General features: G+C 70.8%; 22 protein-coding genes. 12 read left to right on the top strand and 10 right to left on the bottom strand.

The window, feature by feature from the left end:
* The coding region (locus ABD691_RS05150; protein WP_344678237.1) for a neutral zinc metallopeptidase at nt 1-1,231 on the top strand (1,231 nt) is incomplete at its 5' end.
* Between the two features lie 67 nt (nt 1,232-1,298).
* On the opposite strand, the gene ABD691_RS05145 is transcribed toward ABD691_RS05150, so the two are convergent.
* On the bottom strand, nt 1,299-2,228 hold the full coding sequence (locus ABD691_RS05145; protein WP_344678236.1) for a tetratricopeptide repeat protein: 930 nt from the start codon (nt 2,226-2,228) through the stop codon (nt 1,299-1,301).
* Nucleotides 2,229-2,551: 323 nt separating this feature from the next.
* Here ABD691_RS05145 and ABD691_RS05140 point away from each other — a divergent pair, with 323 nt between their 5' ends.
* Nucleotides 2,552-2,812 (top strand): hypothetical protein, encoded by a 261-nt coding sequence (locus ABD691_RS05140; protein WP_344678235.1) that lies wholly within the window; start codon nt 2,552-2,554, stop codon nt 2,810-2,812.
* A 50-nt stretch (nt 2,813-2,862) separates the two neighbouring features.
* Here ABD691_RS05140 and ABD691_RS05135 read toward each other — a convergent pair whose 3' ends face one another.
* Entirely contained in the window at nt 2,863-3,162 is a 300-nt protein-coding gene (locus tag ABD691_RS05135; RefSeq protein WP_344678234.1) for an MTH1187 family thiamine-binding protein, read from the bottom strand.
* 103 nt (nt 3,163-3,265) lie between these two features.
* Here ABD691_RS05135 and ABD691_RS05130 point away from each other — a divergent pair, with 103 nt between their 5' ends.
* Entirely contained in the window at nt 3,266-3,766 is a 501-nt protein-coding gene (locus ABD691_RS05130) for a MarR family winged helix-turn-helix transcriptional regulator (RefSeq protein ID WP_344678232.1), read from the top strand.
* A gap of 1 nt (nt 3,767) precedes the next feature.
* Here ABD691_RS05130 and ABD691_RS05125 read toward each other — a convergent pair whose 3' ends face one another.
* From ABD691_RS05125 to ABD691_RS05105, 5 genes are all read right to left on the bottom strand, one after another.
* Nucleotides 3,768-4,127, bottom strand: a complete 360-nt coding sequence (locus tag ABD691_RS05125; protein ID WP_344678231.1) for a DUF3817 domain-containing protein — start codon at nt 4,125-4,127, stop codon at nt 3,768-3,770.
* A 55-nt stretch (nt 4,128-4,182) separates the two neighbouring features.
* Entirely contained in the window at nt 4,183-4,506 is a 324-nt protein-coding gene (cutA, locus tag ABD691_RS05120) for a divalent-cation tolerance protein CutA (RefSeq protein ID WP_344678229.1), read from the bottom strand.
* Between the two features lie 46 nt (nt 4,507-4,552).
* A complete protein-coding gene (locus tag ABD691_RS05115; protein WP_344678228.1) occupies nt 4,553-5,944 on the bottom strand; it encodes a glycoside hydrolase family 47 protein in 1,392 nt (463 codons plus the stop codon).
* Between the two features lie 152 nt (nt 5,945-6,096).
* The gene (locus ABD691_RS05110; RefSeq protein ID WP_344678227.1) at nt 6,097-6,309 is read right to left on the bottom strand and encodes a DUF3159 domain-containing protein; all 213 of its coding nucleotides are present in this window, start codon (nt 6,307-6,309) and stop codon (nt 6,097-6,099) included.
* 245 nt (nt 6,310-6,554) lie between these two features.
* The gene (locus tag ABD691_RS05105; RefSeq protein ID WP_344678226.1) at nt 6,555-7,859 is read right to left on the bottom strand and encodes a carotenoid oxygenase family protein; all 1,305 of its coding nucleotides are present in this window, start codon (nt 7,857-7,859) and stop codon (nt 6,555-6,557) included.
* Nucleotides 7,860-7,965: 106 nt separating this feature from the next.
* On the opposite strand from ABD691_RS05105, the gene ABD691_RS05100 reads away from it, so the two are divergent.
* The 6 genes from ABD691_RS05100 to ABD691_RS05075 all read left to right on the top strand — a co-directional run bounded on the left by ABD691_RS05100 (nt 7,966) and on the right by ABD691_RS05075 (nt 13,577).
* On the top strand, nt 7,966-8,493 hold the full coding sequence (locus tag ABD691_RS05100) for a PadR family transcriptional regulator (protein ID WP_344678225.1): 528 nt from the start codon (nt 7,966-7,968) through the stop codon (nt 8,491-8,493).
* Between the two features lie 223 nt (nt 8,494-8,716).
* The gene (locus ABD691_RS05095; RefSeq protein ID WP_344678453.1) at nt 8,717-9,691 is read left to right on the top strand and encodes a LacI family DNA-binding transcriptional regulator; all 975 of its coding nucleotides are present in this window, start codon (nt 8,717-8,719) and stop codon (nt 9,689-9,691) included.
* Nucleotides 9,691-10,722 carry a class I mannose-6-phosphate isomerase gene (locus tag ABD691_RS05090; protein WP_425564989.1) on the top strand — a complete coding sequence of 344 codons (1,032 nt, stop codon included), beginning with the start codon at nt 9,691-9,693 and terminating at the stop codon, nt 10,720-10,722. Before ABD691_RS05095 ends, ABD691_RS05090 begins: the two co-directional genes overlap by 1 nt.
* Before the next feature lie 40 nt (nt 10,723-10,762).
* Entirely contained in the window at nt 10,763-11,527 is a 765-nt protein-coding gene (locus ABD691_RS05085; protein ID WP_344678223.1) for an ATP-binding cassette domain-containing protein, read from the top strand.
* Nucleotides 11,527-12,561 carry an ABC transporter permease gene (locus ABD691_RS05080; RefSeq protein WP_344678222.1) on the top strand — a complete coding sequence of 345 codons (1,035 nt, stop codon included), beginning with the start codon at nt 11,527-11,529 and terminating at the stop codon, nt 12,559-12,561. The genes ABD691_RS05085 and ABD691_RS05080 overlap by 1 nt, the downstream gene beginning before the upstream one ends.
* A 44-nt stretch (nt 12,562-12,605) precedes the next feature.
* Nucleotides 12,606-13,577, top strand: a complete 972-nt coding sequence (locus ABD691_RS05075; RefSeq protein ID WP_344678221.1) for an ABC transporter substrate-binding protein — start codon at nt 12,606-12,608, stop codon at nt 13,575-13,577.
* A gap of 193 nt (nt 13,578-13,770) precedes the next feature.
* On the opposite strand, the gene ABD691_RS05070 is transcribed toward ABD691_RS05075, so the two are convergent.
* Complete coding sequence (locus ABD691_RS05070; RefSeq protein ID WP_344678220.1) at nt 13,771-14,253, bottom strand: MarR family winged helix-turn-helix transcriptional regulator; 483 nt, start codon at nt 14,251-14,253, stop codon at nt 13,771-13,773.
* A gap of 63 nt (nt 14,254-14,316) precedes the next feature.
* Here ABD691_RS05070 and ABD691_RS05065 point away from each other — a divergent pair, with 63 nt between their 5' ends.
* From ABD691_RS05065 to ABD691_RS05055, 3 genes are read left to right on the top strand one after another with little or no spacing between them, the layout of a single operon-like run.
* Nucleotides 14,317-14,919: a (2Fe-2S)-binding protein gene (locus ABD691_RS05065; RefSeq protein WP_344678219.1), complete on the top strand. Its 603-nt coding sequence runs from the start codon at nt 14,317-14,319 to the stop codon at nt 14,917-14,919.
* Between the two features lies 1 nt (nt 14,920).
* Nucleotides 14,921-15,895, top strand: a complete 975-nt coding sequence (locus ABD691_RS05060; RefSeq protein WP_344678218.1) for an FAD binding domain-containing protein — start codon at nt 14,921-14,923, stop codon at nt 15,893-15,895.
* On the top strand, nt 15,892-18,093 hold the full coding sequence (locus tag ABD691_RS05055; protein ID WP_344678217.1) for a xanthine dehydrogenase family protein molybdopterin-binding subunit: 2,202 nt from the start codon (nt 15,892-15,894) through the stop codon (nt 18,091-18,093). The genes ABD691_RS05060 and ABD691_RS05055 overlap by 4 nt, the downstream gene beginning before the upstream one ends.
* On the opposite strand, the gene ABD691_RS05050 is transcribed toward ABD691_RS05055, so the two are convergent.
* Nucleotides 18,068-18,379, bottom strand: a complete 312-nt coding sequence (locus ABD691_RS05050; RefSeq protein WP_344678216.1) for a hypothetical protein — start codon at nt 18,377-18,379, stop codon at nt 18,068-18,070. The genes ABD691_RS05055 and ABD691_RS05050 overlap by 26 nt on opposite strands.
* Entirely contained in the window at nt 18,379-20,499 is a 2,121-nt protein-coding gene (locus ABD691_RS05045; protein WP_344678215.1) for an ATP-binding protein, read from the bottom strand. Before ABD691_RS05045 ends, ABD691_RS05050 begins: the two co-directional genes overlap by 1 nt.
* Nucleotides 20,500-20,528: the final 29 nt, after the last annotated feature.

The following is a 20,528-nucleotide window of genomic DNA, read 5'->3' as shown; positions in this document are numbered from 1 at the left end:
GATGGACCGGCTCGCCCAGGCCGCCGTCGCCGACGTCGACGCCTACTGGGAGAAGGCGTTCCCGGAGACCTTCGGCGGCAGGAAGTTCGAACCGGTCAAGCGGCTGATGTCCTACGACTCGCGCGGGCCCGGCGTGCAGGTCTGCGGCGAGAGCACGCAGGGCCTGGTCAACGCCTTCTACTGCCCCACAGAGGACTCCATCGCCTGGGACCGCGGCGAGCTGCTGCCGGAGCTGAACTCCACGTTCGGGCCGATGTCGGCGGTCGCGGTGATCGCGCACGAGATGGGGCACGCGGTGCAGCACCGCGCGGGCACCGTGTCGGGCAACGACGCGACCATCGTTCTTGAGCAGCAGGCCGACTGCTTCGCGGGCGCGTACATGCGCCACGTCGCGGAGAAGAACTCCGAGTACTTCCAGGTCTCCACCGGCAACGGCCTCAACAGCGTGATGGGCGTGCTCAACAACATCCGCGACGGCGTCGGCACCGACTTCGCCAAGGAAGGCGCGCACGGCAGCGCGTTCGACCGGGTCACCGCGTTCCAGTACGGGTTCGGCGAGGGGCCCAAGCGCTGCGCGAAGATGGACGCCGCCGACGTCAAGCAGCGCACCACGGCCTTCAAGTTCTGGAAGGAAGGCCAGGAGCAGGACCTGCCGGTGACCGCCGAGACCGTCGCCGCGGTGGAGCAGAGCCTCCAGGACGTCTTCCACGACACCGGAGCCGAGCCGCCGACCGTCACCACCGAGCCCGCGTCCTGCCCGGGGACCAAGCCGACCTCCCCTGCCTCCTACTGCCCGGACACCAACACGGTGTCGGTGGACATGGCGGCGTTGCAGAAGATCGGCAAGCAGCCCGACCCCGCCAACCCCGATCCCGCCTACGGCGACTTCGCCGCCTACGCCCAGGTCGCGTCCCGGTACGTGATGTCGATCCAGAAGGCGGCCGGGATGTCCCTCGACGACGAGGCCGCGGGCCTGCGCACGGCCTGCCTGGTCGGGTCGTGGACCGGGCTGCTGGTGGAGGACCCGATCGGCCAGCGCAACCCGGTCGGCAAGGTGCGGATCGCACCCGGCGACGTCGACGAGGGCGTCTCGGCGCTGCTCGGCGAGGACAGCCTGATCGCGGCGAACCTCGGCGGCCAGCAGGTGCCCGCCGGCTTCGCCCGGGTCGACGCGTTCCGGGTCGGGTTCCAGGAGGGAACCGCCCCGTGCAGCGCCAGGTACGGTGGCTGACCGGCCTCGCGCACGAACCGGAAAGGGCCCCTTCCTCGCGCGAGGAAGGGGCCCTTGGACGTCGGGATCAGAACAGGGCGCTGGCCAGCTTGCGGCGGGCGGCGGTGACCCGCTCGTCGCCGTCCGGGAACAGGTCGAACATCTCGACCAGGTGCTCTCGGACCCGGTTGCGCTCGTCGCCGCCGGTGTTCTTCACCGTGCGCACCAGCCGGTCGAACGCCTCCTCGACCCGCTGCACCGCGAGCTCGGCGTCAGCCGCCGCGAGCTGGGCGTCCACGTCCTCCGGCGCGGCGTCGCCGCGCTCGATCGCCGACGGGTCGGCGTTCTCGGCGCGGGCGCTGAAGCGCACCTGCACCAGCGCGGCCTTGGCCAGCTCGTTGTTCGGCTCGGCGTCGAGGATCTGCTGGTAGGCGGCCTCGGCGGCGGCGAAGTCACCACGTTCGAGGGCGTCCTCGGCCGCGGTGAACCTGGGGTCCTCCGGCTCCTCGGCCGGTTCCTCGGCGGCAGCGGCGCCCTGCTCGGCGGCCCGGATGCCGGGCAGCTGGTCGCGCAGCGCGTCCAGCAGCGCGCCGATCCACTGCCGGATCTGCGGCTCGGGCTGGGCGCCCGCGAACGCCTCGACCGGCTGGCCGCCCGCGATCGCGATCACCGTGGGAACCGACTGCACCTGGAACAGCTGCGCGATCCTGGGGTTGGCGTCCACGTCGATCTTGGCCAGCACCCAGGCGCCGCCCGCCTCGGCGGCCAGCTTCTCCAGCACCGGGGACAGCTGCTTGCACGGACCGCACCAGGTGGCCCACAGGTCGACCACCACCGGGACCTGCAGGGAGCGTTCGACGACCTCGGCCTGGAAGGTCGCCTCGGTCACGTCGATGACCGCGGGGTTCTGCTGCCCGGCGGTCCCGCCGTCACCGTTGGCGGGGGCGGGCTGGGACGCGGCGCGGCCGGCGGCGTCCGCCCTGCTCTTCAGCGCCGACAGGTCGACTGCGCCCGCCATCGCGGCGGACATTGCTGCGTTCTGGCGTGGATCGGGCCTCGTCACACCTCCATCCTGACACGGCTCGCGCACCGCACGACGGCAGGGCGCCCGAATTCCGGGACGGTCGGCACGCCGCGACACGCCCGCAAACCGAAGATCAAGACGATGAGATGAACACCGTCACCCGAATGGACGGCATGAGCCGATCAGCCCTCAGGCCCGGCGGAACCCATCGCCGAAACAGGGACCGAGTTCGCGAGGGATCGTCATCTCCTCGCGGGCCGTGCGGGGGTCTCCAGCGCGGGATCCCAAGCCCGAAGTTCGACGAGAGGTACGAAACAGTGCGTATTGCTACCCGCGTCGCCGGTGTCGCCGGTGCCGCTGCCCTCGGCGTGATCGCCCTGGGCTCCACCGCCTTCGCCGACTCCGCAGACAACGAAGGCGTCAACCTGCTGGACGACAACAACCTGAGCGTGCTGCCGATCCAGGCCTGCGGCAACGACGTCGGCGCCCTGATCGGCATCCCGGTCAAGATCCTGTCGGGGAGCCACACCGAATGCGTCAACGCTCCGCTCGTGGACCACCCGAAGCAGGGGAGCTGAGCACCGCGAGCGCGAGGGGCGGCACCGGGCGACCGGTGCCGCCCCCTTTTTCACGGCTGCTCGGAGAGGTGCTCGTCCACCCGCTCGACCTTCTCGCGCAGCTGGTTGGTGTATCCCGGCCGGATGTCGGCCTTCAGGACCAGGCTGGTCCGGGGCGAGCGCGCGGAGACCGCTTCCGTGGCCCGCTTGACCACGTCCATCACCTCGTCCCACTCGCCTTCGATCGTGGTGAACATCGCGGTCGTCTCGTGCGGCAGCCCGGACTCCCGGACCACCCTGACCGCCGCCGCCACCGCTTCGCTCACGCCCTCGGCCGAGTTCCCCGGGGCCACGCTGAACGCCACCAGCACGTCGTTCCTCCTCCGCTGAAATCCCACCTGGATCACCGACGGTTCCATCCTCCGAGAGCCCACTGTCACCAACAAGGTGGGTCCGCGCTGCTAGCGTCGAAACATGAGCACTCGTAGTCCGCTGCCCTTCGACCCCATCGGCCGCGCCGCGGAGATCTGGTCCGAGCGGATCGGGCCGTCCACCACCATGGCCGCGGTGACCAGCGTGATGCGAGTCCAGCAGATCCTGCAGTCGGCGGTGGACACCGCGCTGCGCCCGCACAACCTGACCTTCGCCCGCTACGAGGCGCTGGTGCTGCTGACCTTCTCCAGGCGGGGCAGCCTGCCGATGCGGGTGATGGGCGACCGGCTCCAGCTGCACCCGACCAGCGTCACCAACATCGTCGACCGGCTGGAGCAGGACGAGCTGGTGCGGCGGGTGCCGCACCCGACCGACCGCCGGACCACGCTGGTGGAGATCACCGACGAAGGCCGGGACCTGATGAAGCGGGCGACCGAGTCGGTGACCGAGATCGACTTCGGGCTGCGCGGGGTCACCGAGCGCCAGACCCAGCAGCTGACCGAGCTGCTGGGCAGGGTCCGGCACGCGGCCGGCGACTTCTGAGTCAGTTCAGCGTCTTGAGCGCGTAGCCGACCTTCGCCCAGAACGTGGGCTCGTCGGCCTCGCGGAGATCCAGCAGGCCACGGCGGCGCGCCCACCACTCGAACCACACCGAGGCCAGCGGCGGCACCGACGACACGAGCGCGAGCACCAGCACCCGGAACCGCCACCGCAGCGGGCTGAAGACCACCAGGCAGGTCACCACGTAGGCGGTGAAGACCAGGCCGTGGATCCAGCCCATGACGGTCACGCCCAGCGGCTGGCCCAGGCCGTACTTGGCGGCCATCGCCAGCAGCAGGCCCGCCCACGAGATCGCTTCGGCGATCGCCACGACCCGGAACCACCCGGCATGCGTAGTCGGCACGCTGCACCCACCTTCTCCGAGGACTTCCCCCTCGCAGTGTGCCGGGTGCCGCGGCTCACACCGGGTGCCGGGTCTCCTCGTCGACCCAGGCCAGGTAGTCCGGATTCCCCGCGGTGATCGGGGTCGCGATGATCTCCGGGACGTCGTAGGTGTGCGCGGCCCGGATGTGCTCGACCAGCGCCTCCAGCCTGGCCGCCGAGGTCTTGATCTGGAGCTGCCACTCCGGGTCGTCCTGGGCCGTGCCCTCCCAGATGTAGAAGCTGCGGATCGGCACCACCTGCACGCAGGCGCCGAGGCGGGCCTCGACGATCCCGCGGGCCAGGTCCGCGGCGGCCTGCTCGGAATCGGTGGTCGTCACGACCTGCACGTGCTCAGCCATGCCGGTCAGCCTAGAGGGCGCGCCCGAGGGCGGAAAGCGCCCGGGATCACCGGATCGCCCCGCGCAGCACGTTGGCCTCTGTGGACAGGTAGTTCCGCCGGTAGTCGAAGCGCGGTGTGTCCGAGAACAGCAGCCAGTAGTACTTCATCTGCTCCGACCACCAGTATCCCGGACAGGTGTCCTCCTGCACGGGCGGTTTCGCGGTCACGTCGGTCAGGCTCGCGAAGCCGTAGTCCGCTTTGGACGCCGAAACCATGTTGCGGAAGTGGGTGTGCGCGCGTTCGCGGAAGATCTCGTCGCCGGTGGCGAGCCAAAGCATCAGCGCGGAGTCGGCGAATTCCGGGCGCAGCGCGTTGCTCGGGTCCGGTGCCGACATCGACGTGTAGTCCAATGAGGTCGGAAGGACACCGAAGCGGTCCTGCGCCGCGTTCCAGGCGTCGTGGTAGCGCCGTCCTTGTTCGACGCGACCGGATTCGCCGAGCAGTCCGGCGTAGAAGGACGCCAGCACGCTCTGGCTCCTGTCCGCGACCTCGCCGGTGAAGGCGTCCACCTGCGGGAACCACAGCAGTCCATCATGGACTTCGGCCTGGTGGTCCAGGATCGCTCCGGTCAGGACTTCGTACCAGTGCCGCAGTTCCTCGTCGCCGAAGAGCACGAAGCCGTCCCACAGGTACTCGTAGTACGAGTCCCCCGGCGGGCCGACGGTGGCGGTCCGGTTGCGCCACTCGCCGGTCTCGGCGTGGATGTCGTGCGGCAGCAGGCCGAGTTCCGTGCGCTTGTCGAACACCACCCGCATCGCCTGCTTGGCCACGTCGAAGTAGCGGCGGTCGCCGGTCCACTCCGACAGCACGCCGAACTCGGCGACGTAGGTGCCGACCTCGACGATGTTGGTCTCCGGGCCGCTCACCGCGCCGGTCGCGAGGTTGACGTAGCGGTACGGCAGTCCGGTCGGCGAGGCGGTGAACGCGGGCAGCAGCCGGTCCGCGATGTCGACCGCGAGCTCCAGCAGCCGCGGGTCACCGGTGCAGTGGTGGGCGGCGGCGAGCCCGCCGACCATGCGGATGTTGGTCTCGAACACCTGGAACGGCGCGTCGATGCCGAAGTCCAGGTTGTTCTTGATCCACTCCACCGCCTGCCCGGCCTCGTCGTCCGCACCCATCAGCCACAGCGTGTCCACCGCTTCCACCGCGCTGAGCCCGACGGAGTGGCCGGGCACGAAGAAGTCCTCGCGCCCGCCCGAGATCGGCTTGATGTGGTCGGCGCCCAGCGCGTGCTCGACGTAGTTCCGCCACGCCCACAGGAACTCGCCCCTGACCTCCTCGGCGACCGCCTTCCAGTCCCGGCGCACCGGGGCGGAACCCGCCGGCGTGCCAGCCACCGCTCCCGCGGCGCCCAGCGCGCCCGCCATCATCAGCACGGTCCTCCTGGGCAGCTGCATCGCTTTCTCCCGTCGGGTCGCGAACCGGACGACCCACCGTTGCCGGAGCCGACCCCCAGGTCAACTCCGGTGCGGGGATCCTGTCCCGTTCCGACCGGACCGATGCGCCGATCAGCCGCAGCAGCAGGCGGCAACGGCCGGATTGACCGGGCTCAGGCGGCGACCACGTCCGATGTGGACCCCATCCGCCGCTTCCCGCGGCGGGAGTACCAGACCGTCCACCCGATCAGCGCGGCGAAGACACCGGTCCGCATCACCGGTGAGATCCCGGCCATGACGTCCACCGGGAGCGCGTAGACCAGCACCAGCCGCAGCAGCCCCTCGCCGAGCAGCACCGCCGGGTCGGCGCCTACTACCTGCTCCACACGCTTGGGTTCAGCGAGTGGACGTCGCTGCTCGCGTCGACGATCGGCCTGCATGCCGTGCTCTGGTTCGTCTCCAGCGAGCGGCGACTGGAGCCGTACGGACGTTCATGCTCGCTGCGGCGGGAAGGCGGCCTGGTGCTGTTGCCGGGTCAGCCGCGACGCGAGGTTCCTGCTGGCCAAGGACTCCTTCAGCACTGCGGTGGCGGGTGCGGTCCTCCTGTCCCAGCACAGCGAGAGCACTTTCCTCACTCGGTGTCCCCGATCCACGAGCCGTGGAAGCCGGACGGAACGCGGCGCGGCAGCGCCACGGACGCGACCGGCTCGACCGAAGTCGCGTCGAGCACCAGCAGTTCCGACGAGTCCGCGGCGGTGTCGGTGACCACCGACAGCAGCCAGCCCTCGTCCTCGCCGCCACCGGAAGGCACGAAGACCGCTTCTCCCGCGACCTGGTGCGGAGCCAGGTCGTGCACCGCAGGCGAACCGGAGCGGGTGTCGTACTTGACCACCGAGCCGCTTCCGCCCGCGGCGTAGACGTACCGGTGGCCCAGGCCGACGCGATCCTCGTTGATCGTGGGGAACTCCACCGCGAGGTCGTCCAGGGCCTGCTCCCGCGCGACACCGGTCGCCGGGTCCAGCGTCCAGCGGTGCAGCGACCCCCCGGAATCCCCGGACTCCGCGGCGGAACCGCTCATGCCGCTCCACACCGACCGGAACGCCGTGCGGCTGTAGCGGACCGCGTCGAGCACGATCCGGCCCGCCGCGTCCTCGTGCGCGTTGCCGACGTGGAACACGAAGCAGGGGTCGATCTCGAACCACTGGACCCGGGTGCCGCCGTCGCGGTCCATCACGCCGAGGCGGGTCGGGTGCTCGTCGTTCCAGCGGAACGGTATGCCGCTGCCGACCAGGCCGAGGTCGAAGGTCAGCGGCAGGTCGAGCCAGACCACGTGCCGCTCGGTGATCGCGAAGTCGTGCATCATGATCGGCGCGGGCAGGTCGACCTCCACGCTGCGCTCCAGCTCACCCGCGGCCGAGAGCCGGTGGTAGGTCAGGAACGGCGGCTGGAACGAGTAGCCGAAGAAGTAAAGCTTGCCGCTGACCGGGTCCTGCTTGGGGTGCGCGGTCATCGGGGTCAGCAGCTTCCCGCCGAAGTCGTGCGGGCCGAGCGTGTCCAGTTCTCCGGTGACCTCGTAGGGCAGGCCGGCCTCGCACAGCGCGAGCAGCCGGTCGGCGTGCCCGACGATGTGCGTGTTGGCGGAGTGGACCGACATGTCGAGCGTCCCGTCGGGGCGGAACCTGCGCTCCCCCGCCAGCTGCCCGGTCCGCACCCAGCGGTTCCGGTACCACTCGGCGCGCCCGCCGCGGAGCCGGATCCCGTGCAGCATGCCGTCGCCGCCGAACCAGTGCCCCGGGTCGGCGCCCGGCCGCGGGTTGGGGCCGTTGCGCAGGTAGCGGCCGGTCAGTTCCGGCGGCAACGCGCCGGTCACCGGCAGGTCGAAGCTCTCGATCTCGTCGGGCACTGGCGCCAGGTGGCCTTCCAGGTATGCGGTCATCGCTGTCCCCTCTCGTCGATCATGAGACTGACATCGACAACAGGGACATGTCAAACAGTTACATGTCGATTCAGGACATGTCAGAGCGACAAGTAGGCTCGCGGCCATGTCGTTGCGGTACGCGCTGCTCGGCCACCTCGCCTACGAGGCGGCGAGCGGCTACGAGCTGACCAAGCGGTTCGAGCAGGAATTCGGGCATTACGCCTGGTACGCCAGGCACACCCAGATCTATCCGGAGCTCAACCGGCTCGCGGCCGAGGGCCTGATCGAAGTCGTCGCCGAGGGAGCGCGCGGCAGCCGCACCTACGCGATCACCGCCGAAGGCCGCGACCAGCTCCGCCACTGGCTCACCAACCCACCGCAGGAGCAGCACGCCCGCAACGAGGGGGTCCTGCGGCTGTTCCTGCTGTCCTCGCTGGAGAAGGAGGACGCGCTGGAGCTGCTGCGCGCCAAGGCCGAGGAGTGCGAGCGGGAGGCCAAGCAGCTCCGGGCGATCAGCGAGGAGATCGACCGGCACGCCGAACCCGGCGGGAAGCTGCCGTTCGGCCGGATCGCCTCCGAGTTCGGCTGGCGCAGCTACGAGGCGACCCGCGAATGGGCGCTCTGGGCGATCAAGCGCATCGAGGAGACCTGACGACAACCTTGTCAGGCCGAGCCGGACGAGTCTGCGCGAGGACCGGCCGCGGGTCAAGGTTCCTGTCCGGTCGATGACAACCGGCGTACGCCGTTCAGCAGCACCTATGCCCGCCACCGGCGGCATCGACCCGGACCGGGGTTGACACCCGCTGACCGCGTGGGATGGAATTCCGCGCACTATGACAACGTTGTCCGAGTCCGGGAGCGCCCGCCGCGCCACCATGAACGACGTGGCCCGGCTGGCCGGGGTGAGCATCAAGACCGTCTCCCGCGTGGTCAACGACGAGAGCGGCGTGCACCCGGCGACCGCCGAGCGCGTGCTCGCCGCCATCGACCAGCTCGGCTTCCGGCGCAACCTCGGCGCCCGGAACCTGCGCCGGGGCACCGAGACCGGAACCATCGGCATGGTCCTGGAGGACCTGGCCAACCCGTTCTACTCGGTGCTGACCAGGGCCGCCGAGGAGGTCGCCCGCGCCAACGGCAAGCAGGTGCTCACCGGCTCGTCCGACGAGGACCCGGCCCGCGAGCGGGAGCTGGTGCTGGAGTTCTGCTCCCGCCGGGTCGACGGACTGCTCGTCGTCCCCGCAGGCCACCAGCACGGCTACATCGCGCACGAGATCAACTCCGGCACACCGGTGGTCTTCATGGACCGCCCCGGCGGCAACGTCTCCGCCGACACCGTGCTCGTGGACAACGCGGGCGGCACCGCGCACGCGGTGCGCCACCTCGCCGAACACGGCCACCGCGCCATCGCCTTCCTCGGCGACGCCCCCGACATCCACACCGCCGCCGAGCGCCTGCGCGGGTTCCGCGAGGGCTGCGCGCAGGCGGGCGTGCCGTTCGAACCCGGCCTCGTGCAGATGGGCCCGCACACCACCGAGTCCGTCGCCGCGACCCTGGACCGGATGCTGCCCCGCGCGACCGCGCTGGTCACCGGCAACAACCGGATCACCGTCGAGGCGCTGCGCGCCCTGTCCGGCCGCGCGCACCGGCCCGCGCTGGTGGGCTTCGACGACTTCGAACTCGCCGATCTCCTCGACCCGCCGATCACGGTGATCACGCACGACACCAGGGAACTGGGGCGGTCGGCGGCCGAGTTGTTGTTCGCGCGGCTCGACGGTGACCCCGCACCGCCGCGCCGCCACGTCCTGCCCACGCGGCTGCTGCCGCGCGGCTCCGGAGAGGTGTCCCCTTGATTTCCAGCGTTCCCCGGCCGGTGGTGCTCCCGGCGAACCAGCCCCGGCAGTTCTACCGGGGCGGCTCGGCGATCGCCGAGCTGCGCGGTGTCGGCGACGACCGGGACAGCGACGACCGGGACTGGGGCCCGGAGGACTGGGTCGCGTCCACGACCACCCGCTTCGGCCAGCAGGAGGCCGGGCTGTCCCGGCTGCCCGACGGCAGCCTGCTGCGCGACGCCGTGCGGGCCGCTCCGCAGGAGTGGCTGGGCGCCGAGCACGTCGCGGATTTCGGTGACAGCACGGCACTTCTGGTCAAGCTGCTCGACGCCGGGCAGCGGCTTCCGGTGCACTGCCACCCCTCGGACGCCTTCGCCCAGCAGCACCTGGGTTCCCGGTTCGGCAAGACCGAGGCGTGGATCGTGGTCGGCACCAGCGGGGCGAATCCCGTGGTGTACCTGGGTTTCCGGGAAGATGTCGCGCCGGAGGCCGTGGCGCACTGGGTGCGGACCCAGGACTCCTCGGCGCTGTTGGGGTCGCTGAACGAGATCCCGGTCCGGGCCGGTGACACCGTGCACGTCCCGGCCGGAACCCCGCACGCGATCGGCGCCGGGGTGTTCATCGTCGAGTTGCAGCAGCCGACGGACTTCTCGGTCACGCTGGAGTGGCAGGGATTCCTCGCCGACGCGGAGAGCGCGTTCCTCGGGATGGACCGGGAAACCGCGCTGCGCACGGTGAACCGCAGCGGTTTCGGCGACAGCGCGCTGGCGTCGCTGGTCAAGCACACCGCCGAGCAGAGCGGCCCGCGGGTTCCGCTGCTCGCCGAGGAAGCCGCCGAGTTCTTCCTGGCCGACCGCCTGCACGGCTCGGTCGAGCTGGAGCCGTCGTTCGGAGTATTGGTCGTGCTCGACGGTTCGGGAAGGCTGACCGCGCAAGGAGAATCCCTCGGTCTGCGCCGGGGCCAGACGGTCGTGGTGCCGCACTCGGCCGGAGCGCCGGCGCTCGACGGTGATCTGACGGTCGTGCACTGCCGCCCGCCCAAGAAGCCCTGACCCGCGCCCGCCGGAGAAGCCCTGACCGCCAGGAGGTCTGATGACCGAAGCACTGCTGGAGGCCCGAGACCTCGTCAAGCGCTACGGAGGCGTGGAGGCGCTGCGCGGCGCGTCCTTCACCGCGTATCCCGGCGAGGTCGTCGCGCTGATCGGTGACAACGGCGCCGGGAAGTCCACATTGGTCAAGTGCCTGTCCGGTGTGGAGCAGCCGGATTCGGGCAGCATCGAGGTGTCCGGCAAGCCGGTCGTGCTCGACTCCCCGGGCGCGGCCCGCGCGCACGGCATCGAGACCGCCTACCAGGACCTCGCGGTCGCCCCGGACCTCGATCCAGCCGCGAACCTGTTCCTGGGCAGGGAGATCCGCCGCAGGGGAGTGCTCGGGAAGCTGGGGATGCTGGACAAGGCCGCGATGCGCACCCGGGCAGCCGAGCAGTTCGAGAAGTTCGGCGTCACGCTCCAGGACCTCGACGTGCCGATCGGGTCGCTGTCCGGCGGCCAGCGGCAGAGCGTCGCGGTGGCCCGTTCGGTGGCGTGGGCGGACAGGCTGGTGTTCATGGACGAGCCGACCGCGGCGCTTGGCGTGGTGCAGCGGGAGCGGGTGCTCGACGTCATCCGCCGGGTCCGCGACTCCGGGATCGCGGTGGTGCTGATCAGCCACAACATGCCGGAGGTCCTGTCGGTGGCCGACCGGGTGGAGGTGCTGCGGCTGGGGCGCCGGGTGGCCCGGTTGCGCGCCGCCGAGGCCACGCTGGAAGACCTCGTCGGCGCCATGACCGGTGCCCTGTCGCAGGAGGACGCGAGCTGATGGCCACCCCGACCGAGATCCAGTCCACTGTGGAGAACGAACCCAAGGGCGTCGGGGCGCGGCTGGCGGGCTCCAACACGCTCTGGACCGGGCTGGTGCTGGTCGCGCTGTGCGTGCTGTTCAGCGCCATCCGGCCGGACGCCTTCCCCACCCTGTTCAACGTCCAGACCCTGCTGGTGCAGGCCGCGCCGCTGCTGATGCTGGCGGTCGGGATGACGTTCGTGATCATCACGTCCGGGATCGACCTGTCGGTCGGCTCGGTGCTGGTCTTCGCCGGGGTGGTCTCGGCGCAGACGATGGAGGCGCTCAGCGGTGGCGACTCCACGCACGCGGGCTGGGGCGTGATCGCGGCCGGTCTCGTCGTGTCGCTGCTCGGCGGCGCGGCGTGGGGGCTGCTCAACGGGATCCTGGTCGCCGTGGCCAGGGTTCCGGCGCTGATCGTGACGCTCGGTTCGTTCGGGGCGGCGCTGGGCGCGGCGCAGCTGCTCACCAACGGCATCGACGTGCGGACCGTGCCCGCCGTCCTGCGCACGACGCTGGGCACCGGCACCTCCTTCGGCGTGGTGCCGAACCTGGTGATCCTCGCGGTGGTGATCACGCTGCTGGCCGGGTGGCTGCTGCACACCACGGCGTTCGGCCGCCACACCTACGCGATCGGCTCCAACGCCGAGGCGGCCCGGCGGTCGGGGATCCGGGTCACCCGGCACCTGGTCGCGGTCTACGCGCTGACCGGGGTGCTGGCGGGACTGGCCGGGTTCATGTCCCTGGCCTACTTCGGCACCACCACGATCAGCGGGCACAGCAACGACAACCTGAACGCGATCGCCGCGGTGGTGCTCGGCGGCACCAGCCTGTTCGGCGGCATCGGCACGGTCCTGGGCAGCGTGATCGGCGTGTTCATCCCGGCCGTGCTCGACACCGGGTTCGTGATGGCCGGGGTCCGGCCGTTCTGGCAGCCCATCGCGGTCGGTGCGGTCCTGGTCGCCGCGGTCTGGATGGACCAGCGACGGCGGCGGGCGCGCAACAGCCGGTGATCAGCGGCTGACGACTTTCGGCACAACGGCGTGTGGAGGTAGTGATGAAGAAGCAGGTCCTGGCGGTCGCGGCCGCGCTGCTGCTGGCAGGCTGCGGTTCGGGTCAGATCGGCGACACCGGTGGCGGCGGCACCGACCCGAACAACAAGAACCTGGCTCTGCTGACCGGGATGCGCGGTGAGCCGTTCTACGTGTCGCTGGAGTGCGCGGCCAAGGCGGAGGCCGCGGCGGCGGGCTACCAGCTCAACGCCCAGGCGCCGGAGAAGTTCGAGCAGGCCGAGCAGTCCCAGATGCTCACCGGCATCATCGGCACCAAGCCCGGCGCGGTGATCATCGCGCCGGCCGACGACAAGGCCCTGGCCGCGCCGTTGCAGCAGGCCAAGAACAACGGGGTGAAGGTCGTCGAGGTCGACACGGCGCTGGAGGACCGCTCGATCGCCTCGGCCTCGCTGTCGTCGTCGAACTACGCGGGCGGCAAGCTGGCGGCCGAGACGCTGTCGAAGCTGGTCGGCGACCGGCCGGGCTCGGTGCTGGCGCTGAACACCAAGGCGGGCACCTCCACCACCGACGAGCGCGCGCAGGGCTTCGAGGAGGAGATCGCCAAGCACCCGAACCTGCGGCTGCTGCCGACCCAGTACACCGAGAACGAGCCCGCCACGGCGGCCCAGATCGTCTCGGCCACCCTCGCGGCGAACCCGGACCTGGTGGGCGTCTTCGGCACGAACCTCAACACCGGCGAGGGCGCGGGCACCGCGCTGGACAACGCCGGCCGCTCCGGCCAGGTTCAGCTGGTGGGCTTCGACGCCAGCCCGAAGCAGGTCGAAGACCTGCGCAACGGGCGCGTGCAGGCGCTGATCGCCCAGGACCCGGCAGGCATCGGCCGGGAGGGCGTGAAGAACGCCATCGCGGCCATCAAGGGCGAGCCGGTGCAGCGCGAGACCAAGACCGGCACCATCGCGATCACGCGGGAGTCGATGGACGCTCAGCAGCACTACTTCTACAGGTCCGAGTGCTGAGCTTTTCTGAACGTCGGGTCGTCTTGCACAGCGGTGCCGGTGGCGGAACCTCAGGTGCCCGCTGGCTGCGGTAACTTTTTCCGACGTATGTCCATACGACGGAAAAAGCTGTCCTCGCCAGCGAACACCTGAGAACCCGCGGCGGTGCCAGTTGCGTGCGTGGGCTAAGCGGCCGCGCCGCTTCCGGCAACCCCTAGCCCAGCCGGAAAGGCTTCAGCGCCGCCTCCGCGCCGTCGACCTCCCGCGCCTGCGCCTGGAGCGACGCCGAGCAGCGCGCCAGCAGGTCGCGCAGCGCGTCGCGCTCCTCGGCGCTGAAGGCGTCGCCGAGCGTCCGCTCGATCGTCACCGCCGCGCGGTCGGCGATCTTGAGCGCCCGCCGACCCTCCGGCGTGATCTCCACCTGCGTCGAGTTCAGGTGGTACGGGTCCGGCTTGCGCGTGACCAGGCCCTTGGACTCCAGGTTGGCGAGCGTGGTCGCCATCGTCTGCGGTGTGACCTTGCCGAACCGGGCGAGCGCGGCGGCGGTCGCACCCGGGTGCGCGGCCAGCGCGACCAGGGCCGAGTACTGCGGAACGGTCAGCCCGCTCGGTTTGATCGCCGCGGTCTTCAGCGCGATCAGCTCCTGCTCGACGCGCTTGAGGTGGAAGCCGAGACGTTCCTCCGGGGGCATTTCCATACCAGGATTTTACTCCTCTATCGAATACTGGCCTTTGACAGAACTCTGTCAAGGAGGCGAGCATTGACCCCGAGAAAGCACACCTCATCGCACCTCCCGAGCCGCCGGGCGTTCCTCGCCGGTGGCCTGTCGGCGGGTGCGGGGCTGGCGGGCGCGTCCGCGCTGGGGAGCGCGAGCGCCGCCCCACCGGCTCCCCCGCCCGAGACGAGCAAGATCACCTTGACGATCAACGGCGTCGCCCGCACCACCGACGTCGACACCCGGGCGAGCCTGCTCGACGTGCTGCGCGAGCGGATCGGCCTGACCGGCACCAAGAAGGGCTGCAACCAGGGCGCCTGCGGGGCCTGCACGGTCCTCGTCGACGGCCGCAGGTCGCTGTCCTGCCTGACCATCGCGACCCGCTACGAGGGCCGCGAGATCACCACCATCGAAGGGCTCGCCGACGGTGACCAGCTGCACCCGGTGCAGCGCGCGTTCGTCGAGCACGACGGTTTCCAGTGCGGCTTCTGCACTTCCGGCCAGATCGTCTCGGCGGTGGGGCTGCTCGCGGAGAACCCCGCCGTGCCGGACGCCGAGATCCCCGAGCTGATGAGCGGCAACCTGTGCCGCTGCGCGGCCTACCCGAACATCACCGCCGCCATCCGCGACGCCCGCGGGCAGGTGTGAGATGCGGACCTTCCACCTGGACCGGCCCGAGAGCATCCCCGCCGCCGTGCGGGCGCTGCGCGACCCGGACGCGCAGGTCATCGCGGGCGGCACCGACCTGATCACGCTGATGCGCGACGGAGTGCGCACACCCTCCCGGCTGGTCGACGTCAGCGGCCTCGGGCTCGACCGCGTCGACTGGCTGCCCGGCGGCGGGGTGCGCATCGGCGCGCTGCACCCGAACTCGGCGGACGACCCGCGGCTGCGCGCCGAGTACCCGGTGCTCGTCGAGGCGCTGCGGTCGGGTGCCTCGCCGCAGATCCGCAACATGGCTTCGTTCGGCGGAAACCTGCTCCAGCAGACCCGCTGCACCTACTACCGGCTCCCGGAATTCCCCTGCAACAGGCGGAATCCGGGCAGCGGGTGCGCGTCCATCGACGGGGACAGCAGCAAGCAGGCGATCTTCGGCACGTCCGGCTCGTGCGTCGCGGTGCACCCCTCCGACCTCGCGGTCGCTCTCCAGGCGCTGGACGCCGTCGTGCTGGTCGCGGGGCCGGACGGCGACCGGCGGATCCCGATCGACGAGTTCCACCGCCTGCCCGGCGACACCCCGCACCGGGACAGCGCGCTGCGGCCCGGCGAACTCGTCGTCGCGGTCGAACTCCCGGCCGTCCCGTTCGCCCGCCGGTCGCACTACCTGAAGTTCCGCGACCGCGCCTCCTTCGCGTTCGCGCTGGTGTCCGCCGCGGTGGCGGTCGACCAGCGGGACGGTGTCGTGCGGACGGCGAGGATCGCGCTGGGCGGGGTCGCGCCGAAGCCGTGGCGCGCCACGCACGCGGAGCAGGCGCTGACCGGCAGGCGCCTGGACTCCGCCGGGATCGACGCGGCGGCGGAAGCCGCGGTGCTCGGCGCAGCGCCGCGGCCGGACAACCACTACAAGGTCCAGCTGGTGCGGCGGGTGGTCCGGCGCGCCCTGAACGAGTTGGGGGAATCGTGACGCAGGGCGCCGGGATCACCCGGGTGGAAGCGATCGAGAAGGTCACCGGGCGCGCGGTCTACACCGCGGACGTCCGCGCGGACGGCAGCGCGCACGCGGTGATGGTTCCCAGCGCCATCTCCGCAGGGCGGGTTCGCGGGATCGACACCGCTCAGGCCGAGCGGGCTCCCGGCGTGCTGGCGGTGCTGACCCACCTCAATCGTCCACAGTGGAAGGGGAAGCCGAGCATCCCGTACTACGCGGAAAGCAGGCTGCCGCTGGCCGACGACCAGATCCACTACGGCGGCCAGTGCCTCGCGCTGGTCGTCGCCGACACGCTGCACCAGGCCGAGCACGCGGCGTCGCTGGTGCGCGTCGACTACGAGTGGCGGCGGCCGGTGCCGACCCTCGACGCGGCGCTGCCGAACGCGTACGTGCCGACCGGGCCCTACCCCGCGCGCTTCCCGGTCGAGTACCGGCGCGGCGACGCCGAGGCGGCGCTGTCGGCCGCACCGGTCCGGGTGGACCAGGAGTACCGCACGTCCAACCTCTCGCACGCGCCGATGGAACCGTCGTCGACGCTGGCTTCCTGGGAGGGCGGGCGGCTGGTCCTGCACGACTCCAGCCAGGCGGTGCACGCGCACCGGCCCGCCGTCGCCGCCGCGTTCGGGATTCCGGTCGAGTCGATCCGGATGATCTCGTCGCTGGTCGGCGGCGGTTTCGGGAACAAGTCGTTCATGTGGGGCCACACCCTGCTCGCGCCGCTGGCGGCGCAGGTCGTGCGCAGGCCGGTGCGGCTGACCATCACCCGCAAGCAGGTGTTCACCGGCACCGGCCACATGCCGGCGATGGTCCAGCGGGTCCGGCTCGGCGCGGAGCGGGACGGCAGGCTGACCGCGATCACGCACGACACGACCAACCCCACCTCGCACACCGACGACCGGAACGAACCGGCCATCCAGTCCACGCCCGCGCTGTACGCGGTGCCGAACCTGCACGCGCGGGCCCGGGTCGCGAAGGTCAGCATCGGGACCTCGGGGGCGATGCGCACGCCCGGCGACACGCCCGGTCAGTTCGCCGTGGAGTGCGCCATGGACGAGCTGGCGCACGAACTCGGAATCGATCCGGTGGAACTGCGCCGCAGGAACCACTCGGAGCGGCACCCGCACACCGGAAAACCGTTCAGCGGCAAGCGTTTGCTGCGCTGCTACGAGGTCGGCGCGCGGGAGTTCGGCTGGGACCGGAGGAATCCGGAGCCGCGATCGATGACCGACGGCGACGACCTGATCGGCTACGGGATGGCGTCCGGCATCCGGGCCGAGCACTCCGCACCGGCGGCAGCGCGCATCTCGCTCGCTTCGGACGGCACGGCCGCGGTGCGCACCTCCACACAGGAGATCGGTGGTGGATCGCTCACCACGATGGTGCAGGTCGCGGCGTCCGGGCTGGGGGTCCGGACGGACCGGGTGACCATCGAGGCGGGCGACACCGACCTTCCGCAGGGCGCCCCGACCTTCGGCTCCATGACCTCCGGCAGCACGGGGAGCGCGGTGCACCTCGGCGCGCTCCAGGTGCGCGCGTCGGCGATCCGGCTGGCGGTCAACGACCCGCGCTCACCGCTGCACGGAGTCGCCGAGGACGCGGTGGACGTGGCCGACGGCCGACTGTTCGCGCGGGACGAGCCGGGGCGTGGCGACACCTACGCCGAACTGCTCGGGCGGCACGGCATCGGGGCGCTGTCGGAGGAGGGGCGCTACTCGCCGCCCGAGGAGAGCCCGTTCGCCCTGGCGACGTTCTGTGCGCACTTCGTGGAGGTGCGCATCGACCGCGAGCTGTGCCGGGTGCGGGTGACCAGGCACGTCGGCGCGTTCGACTGCGGCCGGGTCCTGAACATCAGGACCGCGACCAACCAGGCCCGCGGCGGGATGATCTTCGCGACGGGCGGAGCGCTGACCGAGCGGCTGGTGCCCGACCCGGTCTCCGGCAGGCTGATCACGCCCGCCCTGACCGACTACCACGTGCCGGTGCACGCGGACGTCGGCGACGTGCGGGCGCTGTTCGTCGGGGAGGACGAGCCGGACGCGCACCCCGTCGGCGCGAAGGGCCTCGGCGAGATCTGCGCGATCGGCATCGCCCCGGCGATCGCCAACGCCGTTTTCCACGCCACCGGGACGCGGGTGCGGTCGCTGCCGATCACACCGGAGAAGCTGGTGGGTTGAGGTCCTCGAGCGTCACCCCGCGCTTGGCGAGCGCGGCGCGGATCCACCGGCGCTGCGCGTCGGTGCGGGTGTCCCAGGTGTACTGAAGTGCAGCGGCGGCGTTGGTGCCCGGTTTCAGGCCGGGCACCAACGTGTCGCACAGGTCGGCCAGCAGGCGGATCTGCTCTTGGTAGTCCGTTCCCGGGAAGTCCACGTCGCACAGGGCTTCGCGGCGGAAGGCCATCGTGCGCATCAGCACGACCGCTTCGTGGACGACTTCGGCTATCGCTTCTGGGGCTTTGCGCATCAGTCCGGATCTCCCGCGTCCAGGGCGTTGAGGTGCGCGCGGACGACTTCGGCGTCGGGATGGCCGAGGCGCTCGAAGATGGCGAGGGCCGACTGCCAGGTTTCCCTGGCCGCCTCGGCGTCGCCGCTGGCTTGGAGGGCTTCGCCGAGTTTGGTGAGGGAGGTGGCTTCGCCCAAGGCGTGACCCAAGTTCCGGCGGTGCTCGACCGCGCGGTGGTATGCGTTCACCGCGTTTTCGGTATCCCCGGAAAGGAGGTAGGCAGAGCCCAAGTTGGTCAAGGTGTAGCCCATCAAGAACTGATCGGAACTGTTCTCGATGGATCGGTGCAGATGAGCGAATGCTGCGGTGAAATCGCCCAGGTGGGCCAAGGCGAGTCCAAGAACCGTGTCCGCAAACCCGTGGTCCAAGGCTTGGATCGCAGGGGCTCCGTCCTGCATTCGTAGTGAGCGCCGGGCCGAGTCCGCCGCCTCTGCATAGCGCCCCACCGTAACGAGAACCTCTCCGACCGCAGTGTGGTTGAGGGCCACCCAACGGTGTTCGCCCAAGTCCGCGAACAGTTCGGCGGAAGCTTGCCAACATCGGACAGCCGCATCCCATTCTCCGAGGAACCGGTGCGCCGTAGCGAGGTCTGCAAGCAGCCGCGCCTGCGCGGGGCGGTCTCCGCTTTCCTGCGCGCCTCTGATCGCATCGGTACTGCTGGCCTTCAGCTCGTCGATCAGACCTCGCAGTTTCAATGGATAGGACGCGGCGTGCGCGAGCCATGGCCCGCGGGACATCCGGAGCGCCACCGCCTGCCGGATGATAGCCAGCACGCTCGCGTATTCAGCGTCCCACCAAGCCAAAGCCTTCTCGTAGCTGGCAAATTCCTTCGACAGCTGCCGATCCACGTACTCCAGGTCAGGCAGATCCCGACCTGGCGCCAACTGTCGGTTCGCCGCATAAGTCGCATACAGATAGTGATCCAAAAGCCGCTCAACCGCCGCGACCCGCTCGGCCTCGTCATCATCCGCCTGAGCGCGCTCGCGCGCATAAGCCCGCAGCAGATCGTGAAAGACGTACCGATCCCCGGCCCGCCGCGTCACCAGGTGCGCCCGCGACAGCTCCGCCAGCACTCGCCGGATCCGCCGCCGGTCCACCCCCGCCAGCGCCGCAGCCGCGCCGGCACTGATGTCCGGCGAGTTCGGCAACCCGAGCAGCCGGAACAACCGCGCGGCCTCCGCGGAAAGTGTGCGGTATGACCAGGAAAACACCGCCCGTATGCCCGTCCGCCCACCCGCGTCCAGCGCATCGAGCCGGTCGCGCTCGTCGCGGAGATCCGTCGCGAGGTCGTCCAGCGGCACGTCCGGCTCAGCCGCTGCCTGAACAGCGACCAGCGTCAGCGCCAGCGGCAGTCCTGCGCAGTGGTCCAGCAGCGCCGCGACCGCCTCCGGCTCGGAGGCCAGGCGGTCCGCGCCGACGTAGCTCGCCAGCAGCTGACGCCCCTCATCGCGGGTGAGCGTGGCGAGCGCGACCCGCTGCGCCCCGTGGTGCGCGATGAGCCCGTCCAGCCGCTGGCGGCTCGTCACGACGACCAGGCACCCGGCCGACCCCGGCAACAACGGCAGCACCTGCTCGGTGTCGCGCGCGTTGTCCAGCACAAGCAACATCCGGCGCCCGTGCAGCAACGTGCGGAACTGCGCGGCGCGGGCGTCCTCGGAAACCGGCAGTGCCTCGGGCGCCACCCCCAACGCCGTGAGGAATCCGGCCAGCGCTTCCGCCGGAGTCATCGGCTCGGCGGCCGGGTCGAAACCCCGCAGGTTGACGTACAACTCGCCGTCGGCGAACCGCTCGCGCATCTGGTGGGCCCACTGGACCACCAACGTCGATTTGCCCACTCCAGCAAGGCCGTCGACGGTCGACACCAGGACCGTGTGGTCGTCGCCGGCACCCTTGAGCAACGTGGTCAGCGCGTCCTGCTCGACCGTGCGATTGATGAAATGGCGCACCGTCGCAGGCAATTGACGCGGCACCACGTGGCGGCCCCGGCCGTGGATGTGCACGTCCCCATGCACGTTCTGCGCCTGGACGACGTTTTCCGCCGACGACGCGCTGTTGTGCGTTCCCCCAGTCGGATCTCCCACGGTATCCCTTCCCAGCACGAGTGATCAGC

Source organism: Saccharopolyspora taberi (assembly GCF_039534165.1).
GTDB classification, from domain to species: Bacteria; Actinomycetota; Actinomycetes; order Mycobacteriales; family Pseudonocardiaceae; genus Saccharopolyspora_D; species Saccharopolyspora_D taberi.
The sequence above is the reverse complement of the archived record's forward strand: the minus strand, read 5'-3'. Positions and strand labels throughout refer to the sequence as shown.